Origin of the sequence: Lentzea sp. NPDC102401, assembly GCF_044765805.1 — a bacterium.
GTDB lineage: Bacteria > Actinomycetota > Actinomycetes > Mycobacteriales > Pseudonocardiaceae > Lentzea > Lentzea sokolovensis.
The window spans coordinates 15,241-40,867 of sequence record NZ_JBIWKS010000029.1 but is presented as its reverse complement, the minus strand read 5'-3'; the positions used below and the strand labels follow the sequence as shown (position 1 = coordinate 40,867).

The window sequence follows — 25,627 nt, the reverse complement described above, 5'->3', positions numbered from 1 at the left end:
CGGATGCGTTGAGAGGCGCACGTCCGGTGCGGGAGGCGGCTCGGGGAAACGGACTGGCTGCGAGGCCAGCACCGCGTCCCGAGTCGACCTCACCCACCCGCCCATCGTTGTCACGCCACCACCCGGACACCTCAGAGCGGAGCACCCGCCTGCCGGCCGATTACCGAACCGGCACACCACCTCGATCTCAGGCTTCGCCCCAGCGTTCTGAGGACAACCACGCAGCCATAGGCCCCTTTGTCCGGCCACAGGCGAGGCTGCTCCGCCAGCAGCGCCCGCTGCGCGGGAACCGGTGCAGCCCGAGCTCCGCGCTGCCGATCAAGTGGTGTGAGGGTTCGAGGCCCACGAAGATCAGCAACGCGATCTGCGCGCACGCTTCCGCCCACGTGAAGCTGAAGCCGGGGTTGTCCTGCGCCATCGGCCCCGCCCAGGAGACTGTTGTGCGACAGCCTCGCCATGTCGGCGGCCAGGTCGCGCAACCACGCCATGAGCAGCTGTGCGCTACCCCAGCCAGGACTCACACTGCGACCCTCCTCGTCAGGTGAGCGCGCAGGCTCACTCCTCGCCCCGACCCTTTCGACGTGGAACAGGCTGAGAAGGTCCCATCAGAACTTCGCCGGAGGAGTGGGCCCGGAAACTGATCGTCGTCGGCAACGTCAAAGGACCGCTGCCCGACCGCGTTACTGTCCGAACAGGACTTTCCGAGCAGGATCTCGCGGAACTGCTGTGCTCAGCCGAAGTGGCATGCGTTCCGTCACTGTACGAAGGCTTCGCGCTGCCCGCGATCGAAGCGATGGCGTGCGGCACTCCCCTCGTCGTCTCGGACGGAGGTGCTCTGCCGGAGGTCGTCGGCGACTGCGGCGTCGTGGTCCCAGCAGGCAACTCGTCCGCGCTCGCCCACGCCCTGCGGACGCTGTTGAACGACCACCAGCTCCGCCGTGAGCTCGGCGACCGCGGCGTGATCCGCACCGCCGGTTACACCTGGCACGCCACCGCCGAGGCGACGGCACAGGCGTACCGGCTTCTTCTCGACGACCAACGAAACGGCGTGACGTGCTGACGATCAACTTCGACCGGTTCCCCACCACCACGGGGAACCGGGTGCTCGACTTCGGCTGCGGTGACGGCCGGCACGCCTTCGAGGCCTACCGCCGGGGCGCCGACGTCATCGCGCTCGACCTCGACGACACCGCGCTCAAGAACGTCCAGGGCATGTTCGAAGCCATGGCGGACGTCGGCGAAGCACCGCCACACGCCACGGCTCGCGCCGTACGCGCCGATGGCGCCGCACTGCCGTTCCCGGATGGCGCATTCGACCGCGTCATCGCCGCCGAGGTCCTCGAACATCTTCCTGACGACGCAGCGATCTTCGATGAACTCGTCCGCGTGCTCGCGCCAGGTGGTCTGATGGCGATCACCGTGCCGCGCTGGTTCCCCGAACGCATCTGCTGGGCTTTGTCGACGCCCTATCACGAAATCGAGGGCGGCCACGTGCGCATCTACCGCCGCTCGACCCTCACCGACCTCGTGTGCAAGGCCGGATTGCGGGTGATCGGCAGCCATCACGCTCACGCGTTCCACTCGCCCTGGTGGTGGCTCAAATGTCTGGTCGGGGTCGACAATGAGACCCGGCTCGTCAAGGCCTATCACGACGCGCTCGTCTGGGAGATGAGGCGAAACCATCCACTGACCCGGCTCGCGAAACGCGCCCTAAATCCGTTGCTGGGCAAGAGCTTCGTCCTCTACGCGGTCAAGCTGTGAACGACACCGCCAAGTCCATCGCCGCGGTACAACACTCCAACGGAGCCATCCCCTGGGAGGCTGGGCGGCACGTCGACCCGTGGAACCACACCGAGGCCGCGATGGGCATGGCCGTCGCCGGCCTGCTGGACGAAAGCCGCGCCGCCTACGAGTGGCTCGCCCGCACCCAGAACGACGACGGCTCCTGATACACGTCCTATCAGGACGGTGAACCGGCCGACACCGCACGCGACACCAACTACAGCGCCTACATCGCCGTCGGCATCCACCACCACTGGCTCCTGACCGGCGATCATGGCTTCCTGACGGCCATGTGGCCCACGGTGCACGCCGCGATCGAGTTCGTGCTCGGCCTTCAACGAGCCGACGGAACCATCCCCTGGCTGCCCGGCTCTGACATCACACTGCGCGCGGGCTGCTCCAGCATCCACCACGCGATACGAAGCGCGAGCCACCTCGCACACGCCGTCGAGGATCCACGACCATCGTGGTCGGCCGCCGCGGGACAGCTGGCGGACGCGATCCGCGGACCCGAGAAGTTCCTGCCGAAGCCTCACTCGATGGACTGGTACTACCCCGTGCTGGGCGGAGTGCTCGACACGACGGCGCTGAGCCGGAGGTGGCACGAGTTCGTCGTCGCCGGCCTCGGCGTCCGCTGCGTCGACGACCAGCCCTGGGTCACCGGTGGCGAGACCGCCGAACTCGCACTCGTACTCGCCGTACGCGGCCACCTCGACCAAGCCGATCAGCTGCTCCGCGACGTCGAACGCCTCCGCGACACCGACGGTTCGTACTGGACCGGCTACCAGTACGAGAACGACGTGCTGTGGCCCGACGAACGCACCACCTGGACCGCCGGAGCCGTCCTGCTCGCACACGCCGCGCTCGCGGGAGAACCCGCTACCACAGCCACATTCACCCCGTCGGCCTGACCGACCAGGACAAGCTCGGCATCGGCGCTTCGCACCAGGACGAGTACCTCAGCGTGGCGGGAGGAACCATTCAGTGCGGTGCTCGGCGTTTGTCTGCGCGACGTTCCCGTCCACGCAGAGAGCACGACCGAATCCGGCATCGCCGAACACACTCTCATGCCGAGAACGGACGGCACCCAGTGCCGGGCCTACGGCACAGAGCCTCGTTCATCAACGAGGCGGGTTGGTGTTCCCAGGAACACATCGGCGTCGACCGGGCTGTAAGCGATGTTGAACGTATCCATCCAGTAGACCAGTCCTGCATTCCCGACGCGCTGCTGAACCGGTAGTTCAGGCCAGTTGGAGTTGTTGCGCCGGCAGTCCACCCTCGTCGAGGGTCCGGCGCACGTCGTAAATCAACTCAGGATCACGCGCTTGTCACTCGGCGATGTTCACCGACATATACGGTGCCGCGTCACCGAACTCAGTCAGCCATCGCCGCTCCTGCGGACAGGCCTCACGTAGCACCCATCGTCCCAACGGGACAATCAACTCGCTCTCAAGGTTCGAGAGCACGGCGTCGACGGGGCCTCACGGGGCTGGGATCCGGCCAGCCCAGTATCTCCAGGCTGACCGGCATTCCTGAACGTTCGCGCCGAGATCCTTCTTCCGTGGCCGGGCCGACCACGCTGAAGTCGCGCCTGCACCAGCCCTCCAAGAACTCGCGCACGTTGTCGGGAAGGTCCAGATGCCGAAGGTCAACCCGCCCTCCTGCCTGGCGAATGTCTCCCAGCGAGGGTTGGGCGCGCCGAACGTCCTGTGGATACTGCTGGCTCTCGATAGCGGTTTCCAGGAACGGCAACGCGAGCAACGAGTGCCTCATGTTCGCCTCCTTGGTGATCATGTCTCCCCGGAGACGGGACAGCCTGCGTTGCTTCCACCACGTGCCGCCGTCCAGCCAGGGCAACCGCGCCCGAAGCAAGACCTCGGGGTCGAACTCCAGGGGCGTACCCATGAGCATCTGCTGGGCCAGACTGCGGCCGATTGCTTGGGGTGACCAGTAGCAAAGGTAGAGCACGTGTGGGCCGAACTCCTCCACTAGGCCGGACAAATCGCCTGAGCTGTGCAGCACACTCGCCCAAGGTTTTGGTCTGTTCCTGCGCGGTCTTGGCCCAAACCAGCTGTACCTCAACCAGTTGGCGAGGCCTGTCTCGTACTCGCCGGAGTCCAACTCCGCGTCGAGCGCCTTCTCCACGGCTGAACGGTTGTTCCGCGAGCACTCACCGAGAATGGTGAGTGGTTCATCGTCGCGCACCTGATAGAGCTCGACCTGCCAGGGCAACCAGTAGTGGAATCGATTTTCGACCGGGTGACCGGCGGCCAGGCGCACAGCTGAGCGCACCACCGCCCGCGTGGCCTGGGGACTGGGCTGGATGTAGCGGAGCGATTCGGCGGCGAACCGCGTGCTCAGGAAGCTTCCTTCCTCTACTACCAGCCGAAGCAGATCACTCGCTCCATCGTCGTGTTTCTGATCGTAAAGTTGCAGAGCGATCTGCGGTACCACTCCACCAGAGCCCTTGAGCAGGATCGGCCGCAATGCTGCCCACAATGGTCCGGCCGTCCGGTTCGTGCGCACCAGATGATCGGCGGCGAAGAACTCCAGGAATGTTCGGTGTGTGAAGCCGTACCTCAGTTCCGCCTGGCCCGTACCGGTGTCGGTAAGAACCCAAGGGCGGCCTGTGCAGAAGTCCACAAACCTGTTTGCGTTGTCTTCGGCCTCCTCGGCGTCGAAGCCCTTGCGTTCCAGGTACTGCGTCAGCATTGCCACGATCCGGCCTCGTGGCCATGCCGTTCCGGAGTTCTCCGCGGTCAGCTGTCGCCAAGCCAGGTAACCGACCGCGCCACGAAGATGGCTTTCGAACCGGGTCGGCATCGGCAGGTCCCGCATCCGATCCCACTGGTCGAACATCATCAGCGCGCACTTCTCGTACGCCTGCGCCAAGTTGGTGGGCAGGTAGTGCTCGCTGGAGTACATGGCGCACAACAGCGCGAGCATCAACGGGTTCTTGCGCAGTTCGCCCAATGACTCGCTCTCCCGCAGGAACGACTGTGCGAGCTTCGGCCGCTCGTTCACCGGGGTGCTGCTGTCGAGCACGAACCACGATCTCACATAGCGGTTTACTCTCGGATCGTCGAACTCCTCGATCACGGCGGTCTGGAACGATCTCGGGTTCAACGGCGCGATCTCGTAACCGATCTTGCGTGCGGTCACCACGAGAGGCACGAGCGGGTAGAGCTCGGCGAACGACTCGACCAACCTCGCGAACCGCTGTCGCACGTCGGGGTCGATGAGTTCGTCGACGCCGTCCAGAAGCACCACCGCGCGGCCGTTGCGCAGGAGGTACTCGACCGCGTCCGGTGGAGGCTCAAGACCGTACGGCTCGCGGCAGACAGCCTCCAGATGCGACACGAGGCTCACCCCTCCGGCACGAAAGGCAGAGGTGAAATTCCTGAGCACCACGAGGAACGGCACTCGTCCGTTCTTGGCAGACGCGACTTCCCAGGCCATCTTCGCGACGAGCGTCGACTTGCCCGCGCCAGGATCGCCCAGTATCACCGAGCGCCTGCCTGGCAGGGTGATGTCTTCGAGATTTCCCAGGGAGGGTTTGACGTACAAGCGGTCGTACGAGACCGACCTGCTCATTCCGAGATGAGGCATCCGCATTTCAGCGTGCTGAGAACGGACCTGTGACCCCATGCGTCGTGCGAAGGAGTGAAAGGCCGCAAGAGACTCGACCCTCATGAGGAGGTTGTTGTTGCCGATGGCCGCGTTTGCGAGTTGTGCGGCCGACACGCCCACTGCTTGATCCACATCGCCCGGCTGCAGAGGGGCGATGCACCTCATCACCGCGCCCCGCATCTGGTCGTACACCACCTTCGCCGCAGTTACGAGGTCGTCTGGCCGCCAATGCCCCGCATGTCCCAGCCCCAGGTGTACCGCTTCGCGCAGGCCCTGCTGGACGTCTTTGGGTGCGGTGCGATCGGTAAGGAGCCTCCACAACGCGAATTGGCGGGTCACCTCCTCGAAGTCCGGCGATTTGAGGTATCGCCCGATGGCCTCCGTGCAGGCCGGGTTGAGAGCCTCGACGAACGCCGCCGACTCCTGCGAGCTCATGACCTCGCGCATTGCGTCACGGGCACCCTTGTGCAGCTGGTCGCGTATATCGCGCCTGACCAGCTTGTTGGTGGCTACGACCGCGACGTGGGCCGTGATGTTCGCCAGTTCGGACATAACGATCACCAATACCTGGTGCACCAGGTCAACCGCACGCCACCACTTCGACAGCCGCGAGATTGTCCACTTTTTGGCATGTCTTTCTGCTGTGGAATGGCCGACTGCGGGCAGTTCGCGATAATGTCCCCGTGACGGAGAACGTGCCGATCAGCAATGCACTCAGGCCACAGGGTGGGTGCGCTTTGGTCCGGCCGTAGAAGAAGATCGTGCAGCCTTCGTAGTGGCGGGTCAGGGTGGGGCCGCCCTCGCTTCGCAACCGCGCTGCCGCCTCAGCATGCGGGACCAGCAACTCAGCAACGTCGGTCCACCGGTGACGATGGCGCAGCTCCAAGGCCTTGATCTGTCATGCGGGCCTCGCTGAACCGAGCGCCCGTCACGGGGATCCCGTTGAGATGCTCGACGCCCCTGGTGGGGATCCGCCCGGATGGTGTGTTGATCCACGCGATGACGGGCCGAAGCCAGCCTCGGGATGGCGGCTACCTGAGCCCGCAGAACTACCGACCGGGTGATTTCTTGATCACGAAAGGACAACCGGCCGAAGCCCGAGGTCGGAACCATCAGGCACACGCGCGTGCTTCGTTCGAGCGATCCGGCCAGCTGACACCAGCAGATCCCGGTGCTCTACGCAACTACGAAGGTACTGCAACCCGTTCAGGTTGATGCCACTCACTCTGTTCAGCGATGTATTCGATCACCAAAAGTAGCTCGACTTGGAGATCTTCCAGTGTCACTCCGTTGCTAATTTCCGCGTCGGCGATCGCTCGCCGACGAAGAGCAGTGCGCTGGCGGTGACTTCTGTTTCCCCGTCAACGAACCCAGCACGAGCACCTCGTGGCTGCTGAACACCGTTCGCGCGTCGGCGCGCTCCACCCCATCGGCTCGAGCCTTCTCGTGACCGCCAGGGTGGCGATGCCGAGGGCTTCTCGCATTGATCGCGCAGGACGAGCGTGCCGACGTGCGCGCTGGACGAGCGTACGAGGAGAGTTGTGCACAGTGACGCTACGAGTGGTGACTACGCGTTCGACACTGGTTCAGAGCTGCTGACTCGCGCGGCGCAGATCAGCAGGCTCACCTACGCCCAGTTCACGACGATCCGGGACCTGGCCGTCGAGGCTGGCCTGAACCCCCAGGTCGGTGCGGTGACCGCCTGGCTCGCGGCGGATCCGCAGGACGCCATCAAGCAGTTGAAGAAGCCTCGCGAAGAGGTGCTGGCAGCGGGGGTCACCGCCAAGGTCATCAAGATCGACGTGCTCACCGCGCCGTTGATCCGCGCCCCCGAGAACCTCCGGATGTCGGCACACCGGCACGAGGGCAGGTACCGCATGCCCGCGTACACCTCCGCCGAGGACAACTCCACGTTGAAGCTGTGCCTAGACGGCACCACCGACGTGGACACGGCGATGAGGTTCTACTTCGGCGAGCTCGCCAAGGTGGACGACGAGATCCTGGCGAACAACCAGTACGGCGACGACATCAGGGCCAACGGCATCCGCGTCGGCGGCATCCTGTTCCCACTGGTGATCGAGTTCGCGCAGATCCAGCCTGGAATTGCGGGCTGGGAGACCGCCGACAGCTATGGTCGCACCTACTTCGCCCAGGACGCCGAGGGTGTCGAAGCGGCTCACGTCCTCGAGTGGCTGCGGACGATTCCCGCGAACGGCCAGGACTTCGCGAGGCATGCGCTGTCGAAGCGGCGCGCCGAGGTCCTCTCGATCGCGGGCAAGGTGCTGGCCGGCAACAGGATCGCGCGCAGTGAGGGCAAGAAGCTCCGGCGCGCGGTGATGCCCAGCGCCAAGATGGTCGTGTCCGTGACGGGCAAGGTCCGGCTCGACGAAGTGCGGCGCCGGGTCGTCGCGCAGCAGCACTTGGACCGCCCGACCCCGTTCAGCCCTGCCACCGACTGGCAGACCCGAGCGGACGCGGTCGTCTCCTGGCTGCACCAGAAGGGAACTCTCGTGGTTCCGCCGGGAGGGCACACAACCGACGACATCCGTTGGTGGCTCGATCAACCACACGCGGCTTTGGCGACCGGAACCGTCCGCCCGGACGACATCGCCATGATCGCCGTCTCGTCCATGCTCACGGTGCCCAAATCGGCTCGGGACAAGGACATCAGCGATGCGCTGAGAACCCGCGGTGTCACCGGCAACGTACGAACCCACGCCCGCAGCGAGGTCGTGGCGCACGTCGTGTGCCGGTTACTCCGGGGATGTCACGACCTGGATACCCGGCGTTCGGCGATGGAACGTGCACTGAGATGGACGGACCTGCGCGCCCAGAAGTTCGACCCGCGACCGCCGGAAGCGCTCCTCGCCGAAGCCCTCGCCGAACTCGACGAGACCGCGCCTGGCGTCCTGGACCGTGCTCTCGGGGGCAAAGCCGAGGCCGGGCCGGCCACCCTTCAGCTGGTCACCAGAGGCGCGTTCTACCTGATCTGCGCACCACAGGGTGGTGCTCCTCAGCTGACCCGCAGCAACCCCGGCGAGGGCAAGGCCGCTGAACCTGACGTGGTGCTCCAGAAACTTGCCGGTACCGCAGCCGGCCTGCAGCAGCTCGCCCAGGCAATCTTTGACGGCCGCCGGCGTCTGCCCGTGCGCCGAGTCCCCGCGGGTGGCTGCGCGTGGGACACCCCGGTGGCGCCCGACGAATCCGACGTGCTGACGGCAGCTGACCTGCGTCAGCTCGCTGTCGACCAGCGGCCGGCCCTCACCGACTCGTCCGCGGCCGCCCAGCTCGCAGCCGACTCGCACGAACTGCGATTGCTGCTCGACAGCGCCGTTGACACGGTGCGCCGGATGGCCACACGCTCGGACAGCTCGGTCCCCCTCCTCGAGGACCAGGGCTGGAACGACCCCACCGGTTGTATCCCCCTCATCGACGAACTGGCCAAGCACACCAGCTACTGGCGCCATCGCTTCACCGCGGTGAACCGGCAACGACCGGCGGACGACTTCCCGTCCCTCAGCGGGCACTCGTGGTGACCCATCGCCGTAATCTTCGAACGATGGCACAAAGTCTCGACGAGCTCCTCACCAACATCACTCTCTACTGGTTCACCAACACGGCCGCGACTTCCGCTCGCCTGTACTACGAGGCCCAGCACAACGAGGGCATGCTCGCGCCCGGCTCCGGCGGCACGCCCACCGGTTTCGCTCTCTTCGCCAAGGAAATCGTCACTCCGCCCGAGGAACTGGTGCGCCGCAGCTACACCTGACCCGATTCACCGCCTTCGACCGCGGCGGTCACCTCGGGGCATTGGAGCAGCCGGAGGAACTGGTCACCGAGATCCGCGAGTTCTTCCACCCGCTCCGCTCCTGACGCATGCGCCACACCTGACACCAAGCCGACGGAGTTTCCAGCGGCGCACCCGCACTCAAGGTGTAACGATCACCTCACCGAGAGCGACGATCTCCTCGTGGCGAGAAACCCGGCGATCTCATTCCGCGGCGCGCTGAAAATCTTCGGAGCGGACACACCAAGCTGGGTGAAAGCCCTTGACCTCGTGCTCGGGGGCTTCATCCTCACCGCGGGTGGCCTACCGACGACCAACCCCCTGAGCGCGGTGTGGGGGTGGGTCGACCAAAAGAACGAGGCGATGCGTCTTCTTCGTGAGGGTGTTGACACGGTGACGTCCAAGTTGGCCGACAAGCGTGGTCTCGAGCGACACGAACTGGTCATCGCGGCGCACACGATCATCGTGGCCACCGCGTTCTTCGACGCGGTCCGAAGCGTCTTGGACGTGCGACTCAAAGGCACGCTCGATTTGAAGGAGCCGGCCCACGCCCTCCTTCACCACATCTACACCGGTCCCGTACCGACTCCCTCCGCGACCAAGAACTTCGATCAGGTCGTCAAGGCCGTTGAGGGTTGGGCCAACGTCGCAGTGCTGCACGGCGTGGAGACAACGTTCGGCGCCTTCAAAGAGGAGGATCGGCGTCGGGTCGTGCTCGAGACCGGAGAGCGCTATCGACATCTGTATCAGCAGCTGAAAGTGAAGGTGCCGGAGTTCGCGGTATGGGCGGACCAGATGGAGCACAGATACACCCACACAGCCCTGGGCCGCCTGGAGACGCTTCTGCAGCCAGGACCGCCCGCACGTGGCGCCGCCACGACCGTTGCCACCATCAACCGAAGCGAACTGGCCCGGCCAGTAGTCGACAGCCACGGATACGGAGGCGGACTGACCTTCCCCACGGTCGACGAGATCTTCATCAGCCCCAGGTACGAGCAGGGGCATGAGACTGGCACCGATCTCGAGCTCGTCCTTGCTCGACATTTCACCTCCTTCGAAGCGACAGAACGCCCACTGGTCGTGCTCGGGCATCCGGGCGCGGGGAAGTCGCTGCTCACCAAGGTGCTCGCCGCACGTCTCTCTGAGAGGGGATACACGGTGGTGCGGGTACCGCTGAGAGCAGTGGAGGCCGATGCGTCGATCAGCGAACAGATCCGCGAAGCGCTGGTACAAAGCAGCAACGGGCGGGTCTCGTGGGCTGAACTCTCCGACCAATCCGAAGACAGCGTCCGGGTAGTTCTGCTGGACGGCCTGGACGAGCTGATCCAAGCCAGCACGCACAGCCGGCTGAGCTACCTCCACGACGTCATCGAGTTTCAGCGTGTAGAAGCTGTGCTTGACCGTCCGATAGCGGTCGTCGTCACCTCCCGCACCGTCGTCGCCGACCGCGTTCTGCTTCCAGACGGCTGCCCGGTTCTCAAGATCAAAGACTTCGACGACTCGCAGATCGAGGAGTGGCTCTCGCGGTGGAATCGGGTGAACACGAACGACTCCACCCGTCAGATACCTCTCGACATCGCACTCGCTCAACGCGACATCGCCGGACAGCCCCTGCTGTTGATGATGCTGGCGCTCTACTTCTCCGACCCTGACGTAGAACTGCGCACGGACCTCTCCAAGGCCGAACTGTACAAGCAACTGCTGGAGGCCTATGCAGAGCGCGAGGTGGCACGACCAGACCAACCCAATGTCACCGAAACGGTCCCCGATCTGCTTCGCAGGCTGGCGATCGCCGCGCTCGGCATGTTCAACCGCGGCAGCCAGAACATCAGCGAAGCTGAACTCGCAGCAGACCTGACTCACCTCGAAGAGCTGGTGACCTCCGGCGAACATGTACTCGGCCAGTTCTTCTTCGTCCACACGGCTACAGCGACCACGTCGGCGAAACAGCAACGCAGTTATGAGTTCCTGCACGCTACGTTCGCCGAATATCTGGTCGCCTCTCAGCTGTACGACACCGTAGCCGAGATCGCGGTTATCACAGCGTTGCGCGGCAAGACAAAGCCTGACGACGATCTGCTCTTCGCTCTGCTCTCACATCAACCTCTCTCCCGGCGCTCACCGATCACGAGTTTCCTGGCTCACAAGTTCCGAGTCGACCCGAACGGCTCGAACCTGGTCGGTGCAGTGGACTCGCTCATCCGCGGATTCCCGACCCGTGCCGAACCGAGGCGCTACATCGCCTACCAGTCCCTGCAACGCAACCACATCCGCACCTTGGCCGCATACTCCGCTAACCTGTTCGTACTGCGTCTCGCCATCGCCGACGGACGCCCGGTCGAGCTCGCCAGCGTCTGGCCCGATGACTCCCAAGAACACTGGAATTCGTGCGTATCGCTCTGGAAGGCGGGCTTGGACCAGCCCCAGTTCCAAGAGCTGGTCAATTCCCTCAGCATCGACAACGGCCACTTGCGTTGGAACCAAAGGCCTCTAGGGCGAGACCTCGATGTCGGAGTCCACACCTACTTGCTGGCCGACCAGAACGAAGCCGCGCAACTCCTGGCAATCGGTCATGCTGCGGTTGGCCTGAGCCAGGCGGACGAGGTGCTCAGCAACCTGAACATCGCGCACCGCCTGTTCGCCGTCCTACGTGCGGTTCCGATCAACAACTGGCCGGCTATAACCATCGAGCTGCTCGAAGAGGCGGCGGAGTACAACTCGCGGCCCGCCGAAGAAGTCTGGAACCTACTGCGCAACAAGACAGGGACGTTCCCGCACGGCTTGGCAGGCCTCCTCGCGGCGTGGGCCGTTGGTCGCGAAGAGCAGCTACCTCCGATCGCGGTAGCCGCCGCAGCCTACCGTCTCCCTGAGGTCTTCGATGTCATCGAACCGCTTGCTGAGCACCTTCCCGCGCAAGGGAAGCCGCTCTTCGAACTCGCACGGCACAAACATGGCCGAATCGACGACATCGAGCCCATGGAAGGAGCAGCAGTACATCTTCTGATCGCAGCCATGATCGAATGGTCGTGGTCAGAGGCCGGTCGGCGTCACTACCCCCCGACGACGTTGGGCGGCACCGCACCGCAATGGTGATGACAACCCCTTGCACACAACACCGAAGTGGCCCGCCCTCCAGCTTCGGCCAGACGATTTCCTTCAACCAAGCCATGATCCGACCAGCGGCCTGCTCGCTACCCAGCTCAGGGGCCGCATTTGCCCGTGGCCGGTGCGGTATCGCCGCACGCCCCGCAGATCCGCCGCACCTTAAGTCTCCACGCCAGCGGCCAACGGATCGTCGTCCGCCGCAACAGGCACGGGCCGACGGATCAAAGCGGCCGCGTCGTCGTCTCCCCGAAAGGACCACCGGAGGAAACGGGAAACGGGTGGTGCTCGCTCCGGTTGCAGAGCACCCTTCCTCCATGCTGTTCATCAACTTCCGCGTCCGTGATGGCAACGACATGGCGGGCTGGCTGGACGCAGAGCTCAGGTCGGTCTTCGGCGACGACCAGGTCTTTCGCTCAAGCAGGTCCATCGAGCTCGGACGCGACTTCGAACCGCTCCTCTGGGACGCCGTGGACAACTGCTCCGCGATGATCGTGGTGATCGGCGAGAGGTGGCTGACGGAGTTCGGAGAACGGTTGTTCACCCCAGATGACATCGTCCGCCGGGAGATCGCGACGGCGCTTGCCGCAGGTAAGCCCGTCATCCCTGTCCTCGCGCACACAGGCCCGATGCACGGAGCACAGGAGTTGCCCGAGGACCTGGCTGGTCTGGCCAAGTGCCAGTACGTCCGGCTCACCTATCGTGACCAGCACGTCTTTCCTGGTTTGATCAACCGGCTGATCAACGATGTGCCCGAACTGGGGATCGGTGTCCGGGACGGGATCAAGGACCTGGCCGCCTGGAGCCACGAGCTGTCGCTGTTCGGCGGCTCCGCGCTCCCCTCGGATCTCGTCCTCCTCGGACGGGAGGACGCCGCCGAGACCCTGCGGTCGTGGTTGGCCGGCCCTCCGGGAAACCTGGTCGTCCAGGGGCAGACCATGGACGAGGTGGCCGCGTTCGTGGCAGCGGTTCTTCACCGGCACGATCCGCACCACCGCGCGGTTCTGCTGACTTCCGAGGCCGGCTGGGACCATGCGGCCAAGATCCCGATGTCGTTTCCCGCCGTGGTGATCAGCGACAGCGTCCCGGTCAAGCAGATGCAGAACACCAGGCACGTGATCATCGCCCGCGACGGGTTCGAAGCCCTGCGAGACGCCGTTGTCCTGCCGCGGGTCCCACGCGACCGAGCACGTGACGCCTTTCTCGCCCAGGACATGCCGCTGCACGAAGCTGACGAGTACGCGGGCCTCATACGGCGCAGTTGGCGAGCGGTGAACCGCAGGCTTCACCCGAACCAGCCTCGTCCCGCCTGGACGAGGGCACCTGACGCGGCACTCGCCGCCCCGTTGGCGCTGGTGAGCAGGTGGTCCGCCACGAACGAGGCCGACCACGGCGTCATCGCGCGCATCACCGGCCACGATTATGCAGAGGTCGACAGGTTCGCGACGGCCACGGCAAACCATGGGGACCCGCTGGTCCACCGCAGCGGTTCGCGCTGGCAACTCGCTGACCCGTACGACGTGTGGACGCAGCTGAGGTCCCTGCTCACCGCCACAGACTTGCGGTTGTTCAGCGAGTCGGCGATCGAGGTGTTGAGCGAGGTCGATCCGGTGCTCGACCTTCCTGAGCCGGAGATGATGTCGGCCGGGATCAAGGGCATCAAGCGCACCTGGTCCGACGAGCTGCGCGAGGGGCTCGCTCACGGTCTGGCCCGTCTCGGTGACGCCGGAGCCGCTCTATTGGGGGGCGTTGAAGCGGCGACACACGCTGCACGCGTCGTCATTCAGCTTTTGGGGAAAGCCAACGAGGACCGCACCGGCTTGTTGTGGCGGTCCCTCAGCGATGTGCTGCCGCTGCTCGCCGAGGCAAGCCCACGAGCTTTCCTCGACGCGGCGGACTCGGCACTACGAGACGAGAACGCACTCCTTCGAGTGATGTTCGAGGATGAGACAGGCCACCAACTGCACCGGCACTCCGCGCACACGGGTCTGTTGTGGGCGTTGGAGACGCTGCTGTGGAATCAGGAGCACCGCGGCCGGGCAGTGCTGATCCTCGCCCGCCTGGCCGAGGTCGACCCGGGAGGCCGACTGAGCACCCGACCAGCCCTGTCACTGGTGAACGCGCTCACCGTCGCCCCGGTGAGCCCCATCCCGCTGGACCGCCGATCGACCATGGTCAACCAGGTCCGAGCTCGCCACCAGGCGGTGGGATGGCAACTGCTGATGGACCTGACCGAGCCGAACGGTTTCCTGTTGTACCTTGCGCGGCCAACCGTCCGGGTCGACTGGACTGGCGCCGAACAGGCATCACCTGAGGCAGCGGAGGCGTACCGCGATGACCTGCTCAGCGCCGTGCTGGCGGATCTGGCAGCTGTGCCTCAGCGCTGGGCTGATTTCCTGCAACGCATCCCCTCGCTTCACCCTGCTGGCCGTGATCGATTCCTGACAGCTCTGAAAGCGCTCGATGCCGAGGGGCTGGGCGACGACGGCGCACGAGCGTTGTGGGAGGAGGGCAACAAGATCGTTCGCCACGAATCAGGCGCCGTCGAGCTGCCCCGCAACCTCTCCTCCGAACAGCTCACGCGGTTGTCGGCCTTCCTGGACCGCAACGAGCCGGACGCCGATCCGACACGACACGCCTGGCTGTTCGGCTGGCACCCTGATCTCTCCGGCGTCGACCGCACCGACCTCGACCGCCACCGCGCAGTCCTCGAACAGCGGCAACGCGAGGTCGTCGCCGCGGAGTTCGCACGGCACGGCACCGAAGGCCTGGTGCGGCTGGCGGCGGCGAGCGATCGGGGGAACCTGGTCGGCTGGACGCTGGCGCAGGTCGCAGGCGACACGGTGCGAGACGAGGTGTTCGCCGTGCTGGGCACCGACTTCGCGGACGGGTGGGTACGCCGCCAAGCGCACGACGGTGGGCGCGGCTGGATCACCGAAGCGATCGCGTCCTTGCCGGAGGAGACCTCTGCCAGGACCGCGTTCCTGTTCTCGCTACCGGTGAACTGGGCCGTGGAACTGGTCGCAGAGGAAGTCCCAGAGGTGCGCGACCGGTTCTGGATGTTCGTCCCGGCTTTCCCCTACCCGGACGAACAGCCGGAGAGGTACCTGGCCGAGATCCTCGAACACGACCGACCGGCACCCGTCATCGATGCGTTGTCGTTGGCGTTGCACGAGAAGAGTGGAGACTGGCGGCCTTCAGCCGATCTGATCGAGGCCGCTTTCGACAGCCTGCTGAAGTCCCCTCAGTCGATCAACTCTCACACCGCCTACGCGCTGGAACGTCTCGTGACCTACCTCCACACGAGCGGGCACGACCTGCATGCCGTCGCGTGGTGGGAAATCGCGTTCACCGGCGTGTTCCACGACCGGCCTCCTCGGGCGTTGCTGGCGCTGATCGCCGATGACCCCAACGAGTTCGTCAAACTGCACCAGTTCCGCTACCTGCCGACCGAGAAGCTGAACCCCAAGGCACTGCGGTTCTACATGACCGGGGAGCGCATGCGCTGCATACCGGGGCAGACCGGTGATCAGGTGGACCGGGCGTACCTGCTCGGCTGGGTGCAGCATGTGCGCGAAGCCTTGGGCGAGGACGGCATGCGGCGCTCGGGTGATCGAGCCATCGGATCGCTGATCTCCGCCGGTCCGAACGGAGAGGACGGTGCCTGGCCGGCTGAAGGTGTCCGCGATGTTCTCGAACTCCCGGACGCCTACGAGCTGCTCGCGGGCTTCGGCCTCGGTCTGGCCAACGACGGAGGCGTGTCGGCCAGGGGCGTGTACGACGGAGGGCAGCGGGAGCGGGAGGAGGCGGCGCGCTACACCGCCTGGGCGGACAAGGTGGAACGCAACTGGCCCCAGACCGCGCAGATCCTGCGCGAGCACGCCGAATACGTTCTGTCACAGGGAAAACACTGGGATCGGGAAGCCGAGGACGACCACGACGAGTAGCCCGGAGGCGGGCGAACTCCGTGTCGTGCCGCAGAAAACGAGTGGACATGACCTCATCATTGAGAACATGCCCCGTGAACTCCTGGCCGTTCATCACATGCGCGACGGGACCGTCGTGCTCGCGTTCAGCGACGGCAGGGCGGTAACCGCAGACCTGGGGCACCCTGTGTTCGAACCGACCAGCATGCTCGACTCGTCGACGTTCCTGCCGCAGGTCTTCCGGCTCGTTCTGCGGACGACCAGGGGTGACGAAATCGTCCTCGAGCTGCCCCGTCCCACCGATCTGGCACCGTTGCGCGGACGACCGACGATCTACCTGGATCAGAACCACTGGAGCACTCTCGCCAAGACGATCCACGATCCCACCCGAGTGCGGAACGAGGACGAGCGTCGCGCCTCCCAGAGGCTCATCGACCTGGCACGGGCACACGAGGTGGTACTGCCCATGTCGGCTGCGCACATGGCCGAGACCAGCAAGCAGAACGACCTGGAACAACGCTACGGCCGCGCGCTCACGATCGCACAGCTCTCCGCCGGATGGAGGCTGAGAGACCCACTTTCCCTCCGCCAGCTCGAACTCCAGCAGATCCTGACCTGGCAGTACCGCGGCGAGAGCCTCGCAGTCCCTGCCGCGGTCACCCTTGAGCCCGATGTCGTCCACGAGGCTCGCGGCCTTGCGATCCCGCCGGTATCGCCGGATCTATCTCCTGAGATGCAGTGGTCGGTCCGGTCTCAGACCAGCGTCCTCGCCGACATCGACGCGATGCTGGACACCGAGCCCTGCCCGATGGACGGCGTCGCGGGCTGGGTCACCGGGTTCCAGGACTTCGCGACATTCCTCCGCGACAACCCGGCCGGCCCCGAGATCAGGCGTCAGCGAACGCATCTCAGGTTCGTCGCCGACCTCGGCAAGGAGCTCGCCGAGGCGGCGTGGCTGACGGGCGTCACCCGGCCTGAGGACCTGTCCGACTGGCTGACGAATCGCAGCGAAGCCGACATCCGGGAACTGCCCGCGCTAGGACTGTTCCGCGAGGTCCTGCACGAGAAGCTGTCCGATCCCAACCTCAGGTGGACCGAGAACGACCTGACCGACATGATCTACCTGACCGCCGCGGCCGGCTACTGCGATCACATCGTCGGCGAGAGAACCCACATGTCGCACATCGCCAACAGCGCTCGACGCCTGGGCCGCACGATCAACCTCCACCGCACACTCCGGTCACTCGTCGAACAACTCTGATCCTTCACGCCCCGGCGATGTGCTGCTTTCGCAGCGAACAGCGTGCACGGGCGGCCATCGTCCAGAGGATCGCGCTCGTGGTGATGGGACAGCAGTCGGGCGAACGAGTCCTTGACACTCGATCAGCGGCGATCGCAAGCGAGGCTCGCGTCGAGCATCGTCGTGGCTATTGGCCACAAAGTGGACAGCTCGCGCACTCCGCAAACCCACTTGGCGCAACGTGATTCACTTTTAACATGAATGGTAAGTCCCGCCGCCGCGCCGCGCGGAAGCAGCGACAGAAGCAGGCACGACTGGCTGAGGCCGTGCCCTTTGACGTGCACACGCTCACAGTTCTCGACTCACTGACGGCGATGGAGAAGCTGATCCAGTCGTTCACGCCGTCTGACGACCCCGCAGCGAGTATCGGAGCGACGTTCGACGAAGCCGTCAGCCAACTCGTCGCCGACGTCCGCCAGTTCGACACGCTGCGGCTCGTCGAGGTCGCCCGACTCATGTTCCTGCCGTCGAGTTTCGGCGGTCCACCTGTGTCAGCTCTCGACGCAGTCGCCGCCCACGTCGAACTCCTGGCCTTGATCGCGCTGGCCGCCGAAGGACCCAATGGTTCCAGTGGCTCCGGCAGCAACCTGTCGACGACCGAATTCGTGCCCGCAGCGAAGAGCCAGCTCGACCACCTGATGCACCTGTCGCAGCTGCGCGTCATGGCGACCACGAAGCCCACCGACAAGCTCGCCATGATCTCGGCCTACGTCCGGGGCAACGAGGTCTGGATGCGCAGCACCTCCTACGCCGACGTGGCCGAGGCGACCGTCCACAGCCTCTTCGAGGATTGTCCAGAGGTTCGGCAAGCGCTCCTTGCCGACCTCGGCTTCTCCGCCGCGGATGTCCTTGCGGTGCTACAGAGTTGCCACGACATCCAGATCGCCAAGTTGAACACCCGCATGCAGGCGATGTTCGAGTCCGTTGACATCGCGATGAACTCGACGACCGAAACCGGGCCGGACCCAATGCTGCGCAACGCCGCACAAGAACAGTTCTCCGCGATGTGGGAGCCCGCGATCGAGACGGTCACGGCAGGAATCGAGGAGATCTCAGCAGCAACAGGACAGCCGGCTGACCGTGTCAGCGCGATCGTGGACCAATTCCGCCTCGATCTCGGCACGAGCACTCCCGCCGAAGTCGCGGACGACTTCATGGCCGGCAGGAATCCTCTGCGCACGCACCCTGTGCTGGTCCACGACAGCGGTCGCATCATGCTGCCGCACAGTGCTCTCATCGCGGGGGCGATCAAGGAGAACTTCGAGGAGCACCTCAAGTCGTCGCCGGTCTGGGAGACCTACCGCAAGCACCGCGGCGATCTTCTCGAAAACCGGACGCGGGCCGCGCTCGAGAAAGTTCTTCCTGGCGCGAGCCACCGCGGCGGCGCAGAGCGCTTCGAGTACTTCATCCCAGCAACCCCGAAGGAACAAACAGCAGGAGATCCCGCCAAGTACACCAAGCGCGTCGAAGGGGACCACCTCTTTCTCCTCGACGACGTGGCGATCATCGTCGAGGACAAGGCCAACGCGCTGAGCGCGCTATCGCGTGGCGGCAAGGTCAACCGCATCAAGACCGACCTCACCAGCATCATCTCCAAGGCAGCCGAGCAGGCCGGCAGACTGCGCGATCTGATCGAAGGCGACGGCGGTGTCCGAGTCGAGGGCGAAGGCTGGGTCGACCTGACGCATATCCGGGAGATCCACACGATCGCGGTGAGCCTCGACGACCTGTCGAGTGTCGCCACGGCGACCGCCGAACTCGTTCGAGCCGGACTGCTCGCGCCGGAGAACATCTGCTGGACCGTCTCGATTCACGATCTGGAACTCATCACGGAGCTCATCGACCGGCCCGCAGAGTTCCTGCTGTACCTACGACGACGACGCAACCCACAGGTGACGGTGCTGTACTCCGCGCCGGACGAACTAGACCTGTTCCTCTACTTCTTCGAGTCAGGGTTGTGGGTCGAACCGGACCCCGACCAAGAGCGCGCAGCATTTCCGTTTCTCCCCGAACCCAAAACCGCTCAACGCCGCCGCTATCGCGGGCAAGTTAGGTCGTTGATCACATCTCGCACCGACTCGCTCGACCGGTGGCACGACGCCAAGCTGAACGGCGCGGACGCCTCCGCGCTGAAACCCACCATGGTCGAGGCGCCGCTCGCACCACTCGCCGACCTCCTCCATACGCAAGGCGTCTACGGGTGGCTCAGCATCGGCGCCACCCTTCTCTCAGGCGCCTTCGAAGCCCAGCGCAAGCTGGCCGGCTCGGCGCAGCATCTGCTGTCGGAACCGCGAAGCGATGGCCAAGGCCGCAGTCTCACCTGGCCCGTCACCGGCACAGTAGAACCTGCAGAAGGATGGTTGCTCGTGTGGGCTACCCATCCTCCGCACGAAAGTCTCGCGAAAGCCCACAAGCGCCTAGCCGGTTATCTGAAGGCCAAGAAGCACCAGCTGTCCCTGCCGCGGGCGGTCGTCTTCCTGTACGACGAGGCAACCCGACAACTGCAACACGTCCAGTACGACGGCGACATCGGCCCACTTCCCGATGAACTCAAACCGTGGCTGGGCAGTCTTCAACCGCCGGAGGCCATGCAACCGATTCGGCAGTCTGCACGCGAGCGACAACGAAGGAAAGCGAAGCGCGCCACGAGGTGATCTTCCACAAAAGGACGGTCTACACCGCTTGTTAGTTGGGCCTCACAAATGCTGTTCATGGCGACCCTCAATTCAGATTGTGAACGCCAAGGCGTCTCCTTTGGAGACTTGGGCCATGCCTTGGGAGCACGGAGTGGGAGCAGATTGGGAGCAACTCCGTGCGTTAAACAGACCTGAACGGTCCTCAATAGGCCTGGACGGACCCGCGCCAACCTGCAGAAGTGTTGTTTTCGCAGGTCAGCGCGGTCTCGTGGCCATAGTTCACACCGAAGAGGTCACTGGTTCGATCCCAGTATCGCCCACAGTGTGTTTTACCAGGTCAAGGGGCCTGCCAACGATCTTTGTTGGTAGGCCCCTTGCGTTGTGTGGGAGCAAATTGGGAGCAGAAGTCGTCCTCCAACTCCCGAGATCTGCGCGAAGTCTTGTCACCGAGATTCACGAATTCGCAGGTCAGCGAATCGACACTCAATGGACTGCCGGTGACCTCTTCGCCGCCACCTGAGAGGTCACCAGGCGTCAGACTTGCCTGACACGGCATCGCCTTCTAGAACTCCGTTCCGTGCGGCGACTGGTCCAGGGGGTGCACGGCGATGGCGATCTTGCCTCGGGGGCGCCTGCGCCCCTCGTCGGCGGAGCCGCCTTCCAGCAGTGCGTGTGCCTGCACGATGTCGGCCAGCGACAGCACGGCACCGATCACCGGTCGGAGTTCTCCCCGGTCGACCAGTCGGCCGAGGGCCTCGACCTTCGCCCGGCCGGGACTGACGAAGACGAAGTGGTAGGTCGCGTTCACGCCCCACGCGGCGAGCAGGTTCTGGGGTTCGGAAGTGTCCATGATGGACACTACGCGTCCTCGGTCGGCGAGAATCTCGGGGCTGCGGGTGAGGGTGCTCCCGCCCACGGTGTCCAGGATGACGTCCACCCCGCCCATCGCGCGGATCCGCGGCTCGTAGTCACCGATGGAGAAGTCGATCGCGGCGTCGGCGCCCAGAGCGGTGACGAACTCGTGATCACTGGCCCGTGCGGTGGTCACGACCTCGGCTCCGAGCGCCCTGGCGATCTGGATGGCGGCCGACCCGACCCCGCCCGCTCCGCCGTGCACCAGGACCCGTTCCCCGGCCCGCACCCCGGCGCGTTAGACCAGCGCTTCCCACACCGTCACGCCTACGAGCGCGAGGCCGGCTGCCTCGACGTGCGACAGGCGCGCGGGCTTACGGGCGACCAGCGCCTGGTCAACCATCCTCGCCCCGCTGCGCGAGCGCGGGGTACCGGTCACCTATCTCGCCGACGACGAGGGTCACGGTTTCGCCGACCCCGAGAACCGGCTGTGGCTCTACCGCGCGATCGAACGGCACTTCGCCGAACACCTCGATGGCCGCCGCGGCGAGGGTGGTGCCTGATGGTGCGCGGACCACAGAGTCGTGCGCACCATCAAGCACGGAAATCTCACCGCGGCAACCGGCGGGGGCACGGCGCCCGGCGTCCTGGCCGATCAGTCCAGGAACGCGCGGAGTGCGGCGTTGACCTCGTCCGCGTGGGTCCAGAGAAGCCCGTGCGGGGCGCCGTCGATCTCCACGTACCGCGCCTCGGGCAGGGCTTGGCGGAAGCGGTGTGCCGTGGCCTCGATGGGGAGGATCCGGTCGGCGGTACCGTGCAGGATCAGGGTCGGCTTGCCGCTGCCGCGGACCGCCTCGACGTCGGCGCGGAAATCCTCGATCCAGGCGGAGACGACGGCGTGGGCGGCCACGGGGGCACTGGAGATGGCGACGTTCCAGCTTGCGGTGACGGCTTCCTGGCCGATGCGGTGCCCGAGGTTCTCGTCGAGGTTGTAGAAGTTCGAGAAGAACTGCTCGAACCAGGCGTAGCGGTCAGCCCTGGCCGAGGCCTCGATGCCGTCGAAGACCTCCCGCGGCACGCCCTCGGGGTTGTCGGTGGTGGCGACGAGGAAGGGCTCCAGCGAGGCCAGGAACGCCAGCTTCGCGACGCGCTGATGACCGTACCGCGCGACGTAGCGGGCGAGTTCGCCCGTGCCCATCGAGAACCCCACGAGGACGACGTCCTGGAGGTCCAGGGTCTCCAGGAGGGCGTTCAGGTCGACGGCGAAAGTGTCGTAGTCGTACCCGGACCCGACCTTCGACGACTGGCCGAAACCACGGCGGTCGTAGGTGATGACCCGGTAACCGGCTGCCAGTAGCTCGCGCGTCTGACGTTCCCAGCTGTGACCGTTCAGCGGATAACCGTGGATGAGGACGACCGGCCGGCCGGTGCCATGGTCCTCGTAGTAGAGCTCGACGGTGGTGCTGTTCTCTTTCCCGGCGGTGATGTAGCCCATGGTCTCTTCCCTGTCTGGGGCCCGTTCAGGACGAGGTCTGGGAGGACCTCGTCGTCACTGGACCGTTGCCATCGCCAGGCTCATAGCGGTGGCTCTCGATTCGCGTCGGTAGAAATCCCTTAGTTGACCGCGCGCTCACCGAGCCGTGTGGTGGGTGGTCACCGCGGCGCAGCCCACGCCGCACCTGGCACGGGGCGCTCGGATCGCCCATCCTGTCCGCGTCGGGATACCTGTCCGAGGGGTGTGGTCGGCTTCGGCCACAATGATCCGTACTGGTGTGGACGGACTCAGGAGGAAGCGAACCTCATGGATCTCCTGGGCCGCCATGCGGAACGCGAGGCGGTCGAACGCCTTCTGGTGCAGGCGCAGGCCGGACACAGCGGGGTCGTCGTGGTTCGCGGGGAAGCCGGCATCGGCAAGACCGCGTTGTTGCAGCACCTCCGCGACGTCTCCGCCGGATACGGGTTCCGGGTCGAGGTTGCCGCCGGGGTGCAGTCCGAGGCCGAGTTCGTCTGTGCCGGCCTGCACCAGCTGTGCGCACCGTTGCTGGACCGCGCCGCGGCGCTGCCCGAGCCGCAGCAGGCCGCCCTCGGGGTGGCGTTCGGGCTTCGCGACGGTGCCGCGCCCGGTCGGTTCCTGGTCGGGCTGGCCGTGCTGAACCTGCTGGCCGAGGTGGCCGAGGAGAAGCCCCTGCTGTGCCTGGTAGACGACGCGCAGTGGCTGGACCAGGCGTCCGTCCAGGTCCTCGCTTTCGTGGCGCGCCGCTTGGCGGCAGAACGGATCGTGCTGGCGGTCGGGTGGCGCGACGCCGGCGATGGCGCTGCCGACCCGTTCGCCGGACTGCCCGAGCTGGACCTGGCAGGGCTGGGCGACGGCGACGCTCGGGCGCTGCTGGCCTCCGCCGTCCGCACACCGCTGGACGATGTCGTGCGCGACCGGATCGTCGCCGAGGCACGCGGCAACCCCTTGGCGCTGCTGGAACTGCCCCTCGGCGCCCATCCCGCAAAGTGGGCGGGCGGGTTCGATCTGCCAGACGGGGTGGGGGTTCCGCGCCGGATCGAGGACAGCTTCGCGCACCGCTTGGGCAGCTTGCCGATCGAGACGCGGTCGCTGCTGCTGGTCGCCGCAGCCGAGCCGACCGGCGACGCGGAGCTGTTGTGGAGCGCGGCGGCCCATCTGGGGATCAACCGGGACGCGGCGTCGCCCGCGGAGGCCGCCGGGCTGTTCACCGTCGACACTCGGGTGCGGTTCCGGCACCCGCTCGTGCGCTCGGCGGTCTACCGGGCCGCCCCGCCATCGGACCGGCGCCGCGCACACGCCGCGCTGAGCATCGCGACCGACGCGCAGCGCGATCCCGACTGGCGGGCCTGGCACCGCGGGCAGGCGGTGCTGGGCACCGACGAGGACGCCGCGGCGGAGCTGGAACGCTCGGCCGGGCGGGCACGCGCCCGTGGCGGGTTCGCCGCCGCGGCCGCGTTTCTGGAGCAAGCGGCCGCATTGACTCCTGATCCTGCTCGTCGTGCGGGTCGAGCGCTGGAGGCCGCGCACGCCAAGCACGCCGCGGGCGCTTCCGATACCGCGCTGGAGTTGCTGGCGGTGGCGGTGTCCGGGCCGTTGGGCGCCCTGCAGGGCGCCCGGCTCGAACTGCTGCGCGCCCAGATCGCGTTCACGCTGACGCGCGGCAGCGAGGTGCCGGGGATGATGCTGGACGCGGCCAAGACGCTCGCCCCGCTCGACGCCGCACTGGCGCGCGAGACCTACCTCCACGCGCTCGACACGGCCATCATCATCGGCGGCCCCGCTCTGTCTCAGGTGGCCGAAGCCGCACGAGCCGCACCCGCACCGCCAGGACCGCCGGGGCCGAGTGACTTGTTGCTCGACGGACTGGTGACGATCTACACACGAGGGTTCGCGGCCGGCGTGCCCGAACTTCGCCGGGCGCTCCGGGCCTTCTGCGACAACGATCCTGACGTCGTGAAGACGGGCGACGGCGGCACCCGCCGCTGGCTGTGGCTGGCCAGCCGCACCGCGCTGACGGTTTTCGACGACGAACTGCTCTCCGTGCTGGCCCACCAGCACGTCCGACTCGCTCGCGAAGCAGGCGCACTGGCCACGCTGCCCCCGGCGATGCTGTTCCTGTCGGCCGTGTCGGTGCTCGCCGGCGAGCCGGCTCGGGCCGCCGAGCTGATCGCGGAGGAAACCGCCATCAGACAGGTGACCGGGGGCGTGCCGCTGCGGTTCGGCCGGCTGGTGCTCGCTGCCTGGCAGGGGCGCGAGGCAGAGACCGTCGAGATCCATGCAGCCGCCGTCGAGGAGGCGACCGCACGCGGGAACGATGCCGAGGTCTCGCTGGCACAACTCGCTCATGCGGTGCTCCACAACGGTCTGGGCAACTACGCGGTCGCGGTCGACGCCGCTGAGCAGGCGTGCGAACCTCTCAGCGCACCGCACGCCAACCTGGCCCTTCCCGAGCTGGTCGAGGCTGCCTCCCGCGCCGCGCAGCCCGAGCGTGCGGCAGCCAGCCTGGAGGAGCTCGGCCTGCGGGCCCGCGCCACCGGCACCCGGTGGGCGCTGGGGATGGCGGCGAGGTCGCGAGCGCTGACCAGTACCGGGCTCGTCGCGGAGAAGCACTACCGCGAGGCGATCGAGCTGCTGCAAGGGTGCCGGATGAAGGCTTACCTCGCCCGCACGCACCTCGTCTACGGGGAGTGGCTGCGCCGCGAGGGCCGCCGTCAAGCTGCCCGTCAGCAGCTGCGCACCGCCCACGACATGCTCACGGAGATGGGCATGGACGCGTTCGCCGCGCGCGCCGAGCGGGAGCTGCGCGGTACCGGCGAGCGTCCCCGCAAAAGGACCGCCCAGCCGGCTGACGCGCTGACCGCGCAGGAACTGCAGATCGCACGGCTGGTGGCGACCGGGGCGACCTCCCGGGAGGCCGGCGCGCACTTGTTCCTGAGCCCGCGCACGATCGAAGCCCACCTGCGCAGCATCTTCCGCAAGCTCGGCATCACCTCCCGGCGGCAGCTCCGCGACCTGCAGCTCCCCTGACCGGCGAGCGTGCCGGTGCCGCCGCCGTCAGTCTCCCGTCCTCGGTCTCTCGTCCAACGGTGCTCGCAG

Annotated in this window: 15 protein-coding genes; 11 read left to right on the top strand and 4 right to left on the bottom strand. The window is 66.1% G+C overall.

Features of this window, described 5'->3' with window-relative positions; all coding sequences use genetic code 11:
• The first annotated feature begins 604 nt into the window (after positions 1 to 604).
• The 4 genes from ACIRG5_RS48000 to ACIRG5_RS47985 all read left to right on the top strand — a co-directional run bounded on the left by ACIRG5_RS48000 (position 605) and on the right by ACIRG5_RS47985 (position 2,693).
• Positions 605 to 1,060, top strand: a complete 456-nt coding sequence (locus ACIRG5_RS48000) for a glycosyltransferase (RefSeq protein ID WP_402918339.1) — start codon at positions 605 to 607, stop codon at positions 1,058 to 1,060.
• On the top strand, positions 1,054 to 1,761 hold the full coding sequence (locus ACIRG5_RS47995; RefSeq protein WP_402918329.1) for a class I SAM-dependent methyltransferase: 708 nt from the start codon (positions 1,054 to 1,056) through the stop codon (positions 1,759 to 1,761). Before ACIRG5_RS48000 ends, ACIRG5_RS47995 begins: the two co-directional genes overlap by 7 nt.
• The gene (locus ACIRG5_RS47990) at positions 1,758 to 1,949 is read left to right on the top strand and encodes a hypothetical protein (protein WP_402918326.1); all 192 of its coding nucleotides are present in this window, start codon (positions 1,758 to 1,760) and stop codon (positions 1,947 to 1,949) included. The genes ACIRG5_RS47995 and ACIRG5_RS47990 overlap by 4 nt, the downstream gene beginning before the upstream one ends.
• Positions 1,950 to 2,072: 123 nt before the next feature.
• A complete protein-coding gene (locus ACIRG5_RS47985; RefSeq protein ID WP_402918323.1) occupies positions 2,073 to 2,693 on the top strand; it encodes a hypothetical protein in 621 nt (206 codons plus the stop codon).
• A 538-nt stretch (positions 2,694 to 3,231) separates the two neighbouring features.
• On the opposite strand, the gene ACIRG5_RS47980 is transcribed toward ACIRG5_RS47985, so the two are convergent.
• Positions 3,232 to 5,964 carry an NACHT domain-containing protein gene (locus tag ACIRG5_RS47980; RefSeq protein ID WP_402918320.1) on the bottom strand — a complete coding sequence of 911 codons (2,733 nt, stop codon included), beginning with the start codon at positions 5,962 to 5,964 and terminating at the stop codon, positions 3,232 to 3,234.
• A 989-nt stretch (positions 5,965 to 6,953) separates the two neighbouring features.
• Between ACIRG5_RS47980 and ACIRG5_RS47975 the strand changes: the two genes are divergently transcribed.
• The 6 genes from ACIRG5_RS47975 to ACIRG5_RS47950 all read left to right on the top strand — a co-directional run bounded on the left by ACIRG5_RS47975 (position 6,954) and on the right by ACIRG5_RS47950 (position 20,181).
• Positions 6,954 to 8,948, top strand: coding sequence for a hypothetical protein (locus tag ACIRG5_RS47975; protein ID WP_402918317.1), 1,995 nt, complete (start codon positions 6,954 to 6,956; stop codon positions 8,946 to 8,948).
• 23 nt (positions 8,949 to 8,971) lie between these two features.
• A complete protein-coding gene (locus ACIRG5_RS47970; RefSeq protein WP_402918315.1) occupies positions 8,972 to 9,181 on the top strand; it encodes a hypothetical protein in 210 nt (69 codons plus the stop codon).
• A gap of 201 nt (positions 9,182 to 9,382) precedes the next feature.
• Positions 9,383 to 12,292, top strand: coding sequence for an NACHT domain-containing protein (locus ACIRG5_RS47965; RefSeq protein ID WP_402918312.1), 2,910 nt, complete (start codon positions 9,383 to 9,385; stop codon positions 12,290 to 12,292).
• Between the two features lie 326 nt (positions 12,293 to 12,618).
• The gene (locus ACIRG5_RS47960) at positions 12,619 to 16,248 is read left to right on the top strand and encodes a TIR domain-containing protein (protein WP_402918309.1); all 3,630 of its coding nucleotides are present in this window, start codon (positions 12,619 to 12,621) and stop codon (positions 16,246 to 16,248) included.
• Positions 16,249 to 16,315: 67 nt separating this feature from the next.
• A complete protein-coding gene (locus tag ACIRG5_RS47955; RefSeq protein ID WP_402918306.1) occupies positions 16,316 to 17,488 on the top strand; it encodes a hypothetical protein in 1,173 nt (390 codons plus the stop codon).
• A 236-nt stretch (positions 17,489 to 17,724) separates the two neighbouring features.
• On the top strand, positions 17,725 to 20,181 hold the full coding sequence (locus ACIRG5_RS47950; RefSeq protein WP_402918303.1) for a preprotein translocase subunit SecA: 2,457 nt from the start codon (positions 17,725 to 17,727) through the stop codon (positions 20,179 to 20,181).
• 544 nt (positions 20,182 to 20,725) lie between these two features.
• On the opposite strand, the gene ACIRG5_RS47945 is transcribed toward ACIRG5_RS47950, so the two are convergent.
• The 3 genes from ACIRG5_RS47945 to ACIRG5_RS47935 all read right to left on the bottom strand — a co-directional run bounded on the left by ACIRG5_RS47945 (position 20,726) and on the right by ACIRG5_RS47935 (position 22,510).
• Positions 20,726 to 21,304, bottom strand: coding sequence for a zinc-binding dehydrogenase (locus ACIRG5_RS47945; RefSeq protein ID WP_402918301.1), 579 nt, complete (start codon positions 21,302 to 21,304; stop codon positions 20,726 to 20,728).
• Positions 21,305 to 21,410: 106 nt separating this feature from the next.
• Complete coding sequence (locus ACIRG5_RS47940; protein WP_402918299.1) at positions 21,411 to 21,593, bottom strand: hypothetical protein; 183 nt, start codon at positions 21,591 to 21,593, stop codon at positions 21,411 to 21,413.
• 77 nt (positions 21,594 to 21,670) lie between these two features.
• Entirely contained in the window at positions 21,671 to 22,510 is an 840-nt protein-coding gene (locus ACIRG5_RS47935) for an alpha/beta fold hydrolase (protein WP_402918296.1), read from the bottom strand.
• 306 nt (positions 22,511 to 22,816) lie between these two features.
• Between ACIRG5_RS47935 and ACIRG5_RS47930 the strand changes: the two genes are divergently transcribed.
• On the top strand, positions 22,817 to 25,558 hold the full coding sequence (locus tag ACIRG5_RS47930; RefSeq protein ID WP_402918294.1) for an ATP-binding protein: 2,742 nt from the start codon (positions 22,817 to 22,819) through the stop codon (positions 25,556 to 25,558).
• Positions 25,559 to 25,627: the final 69 nt, after the last annotated feature.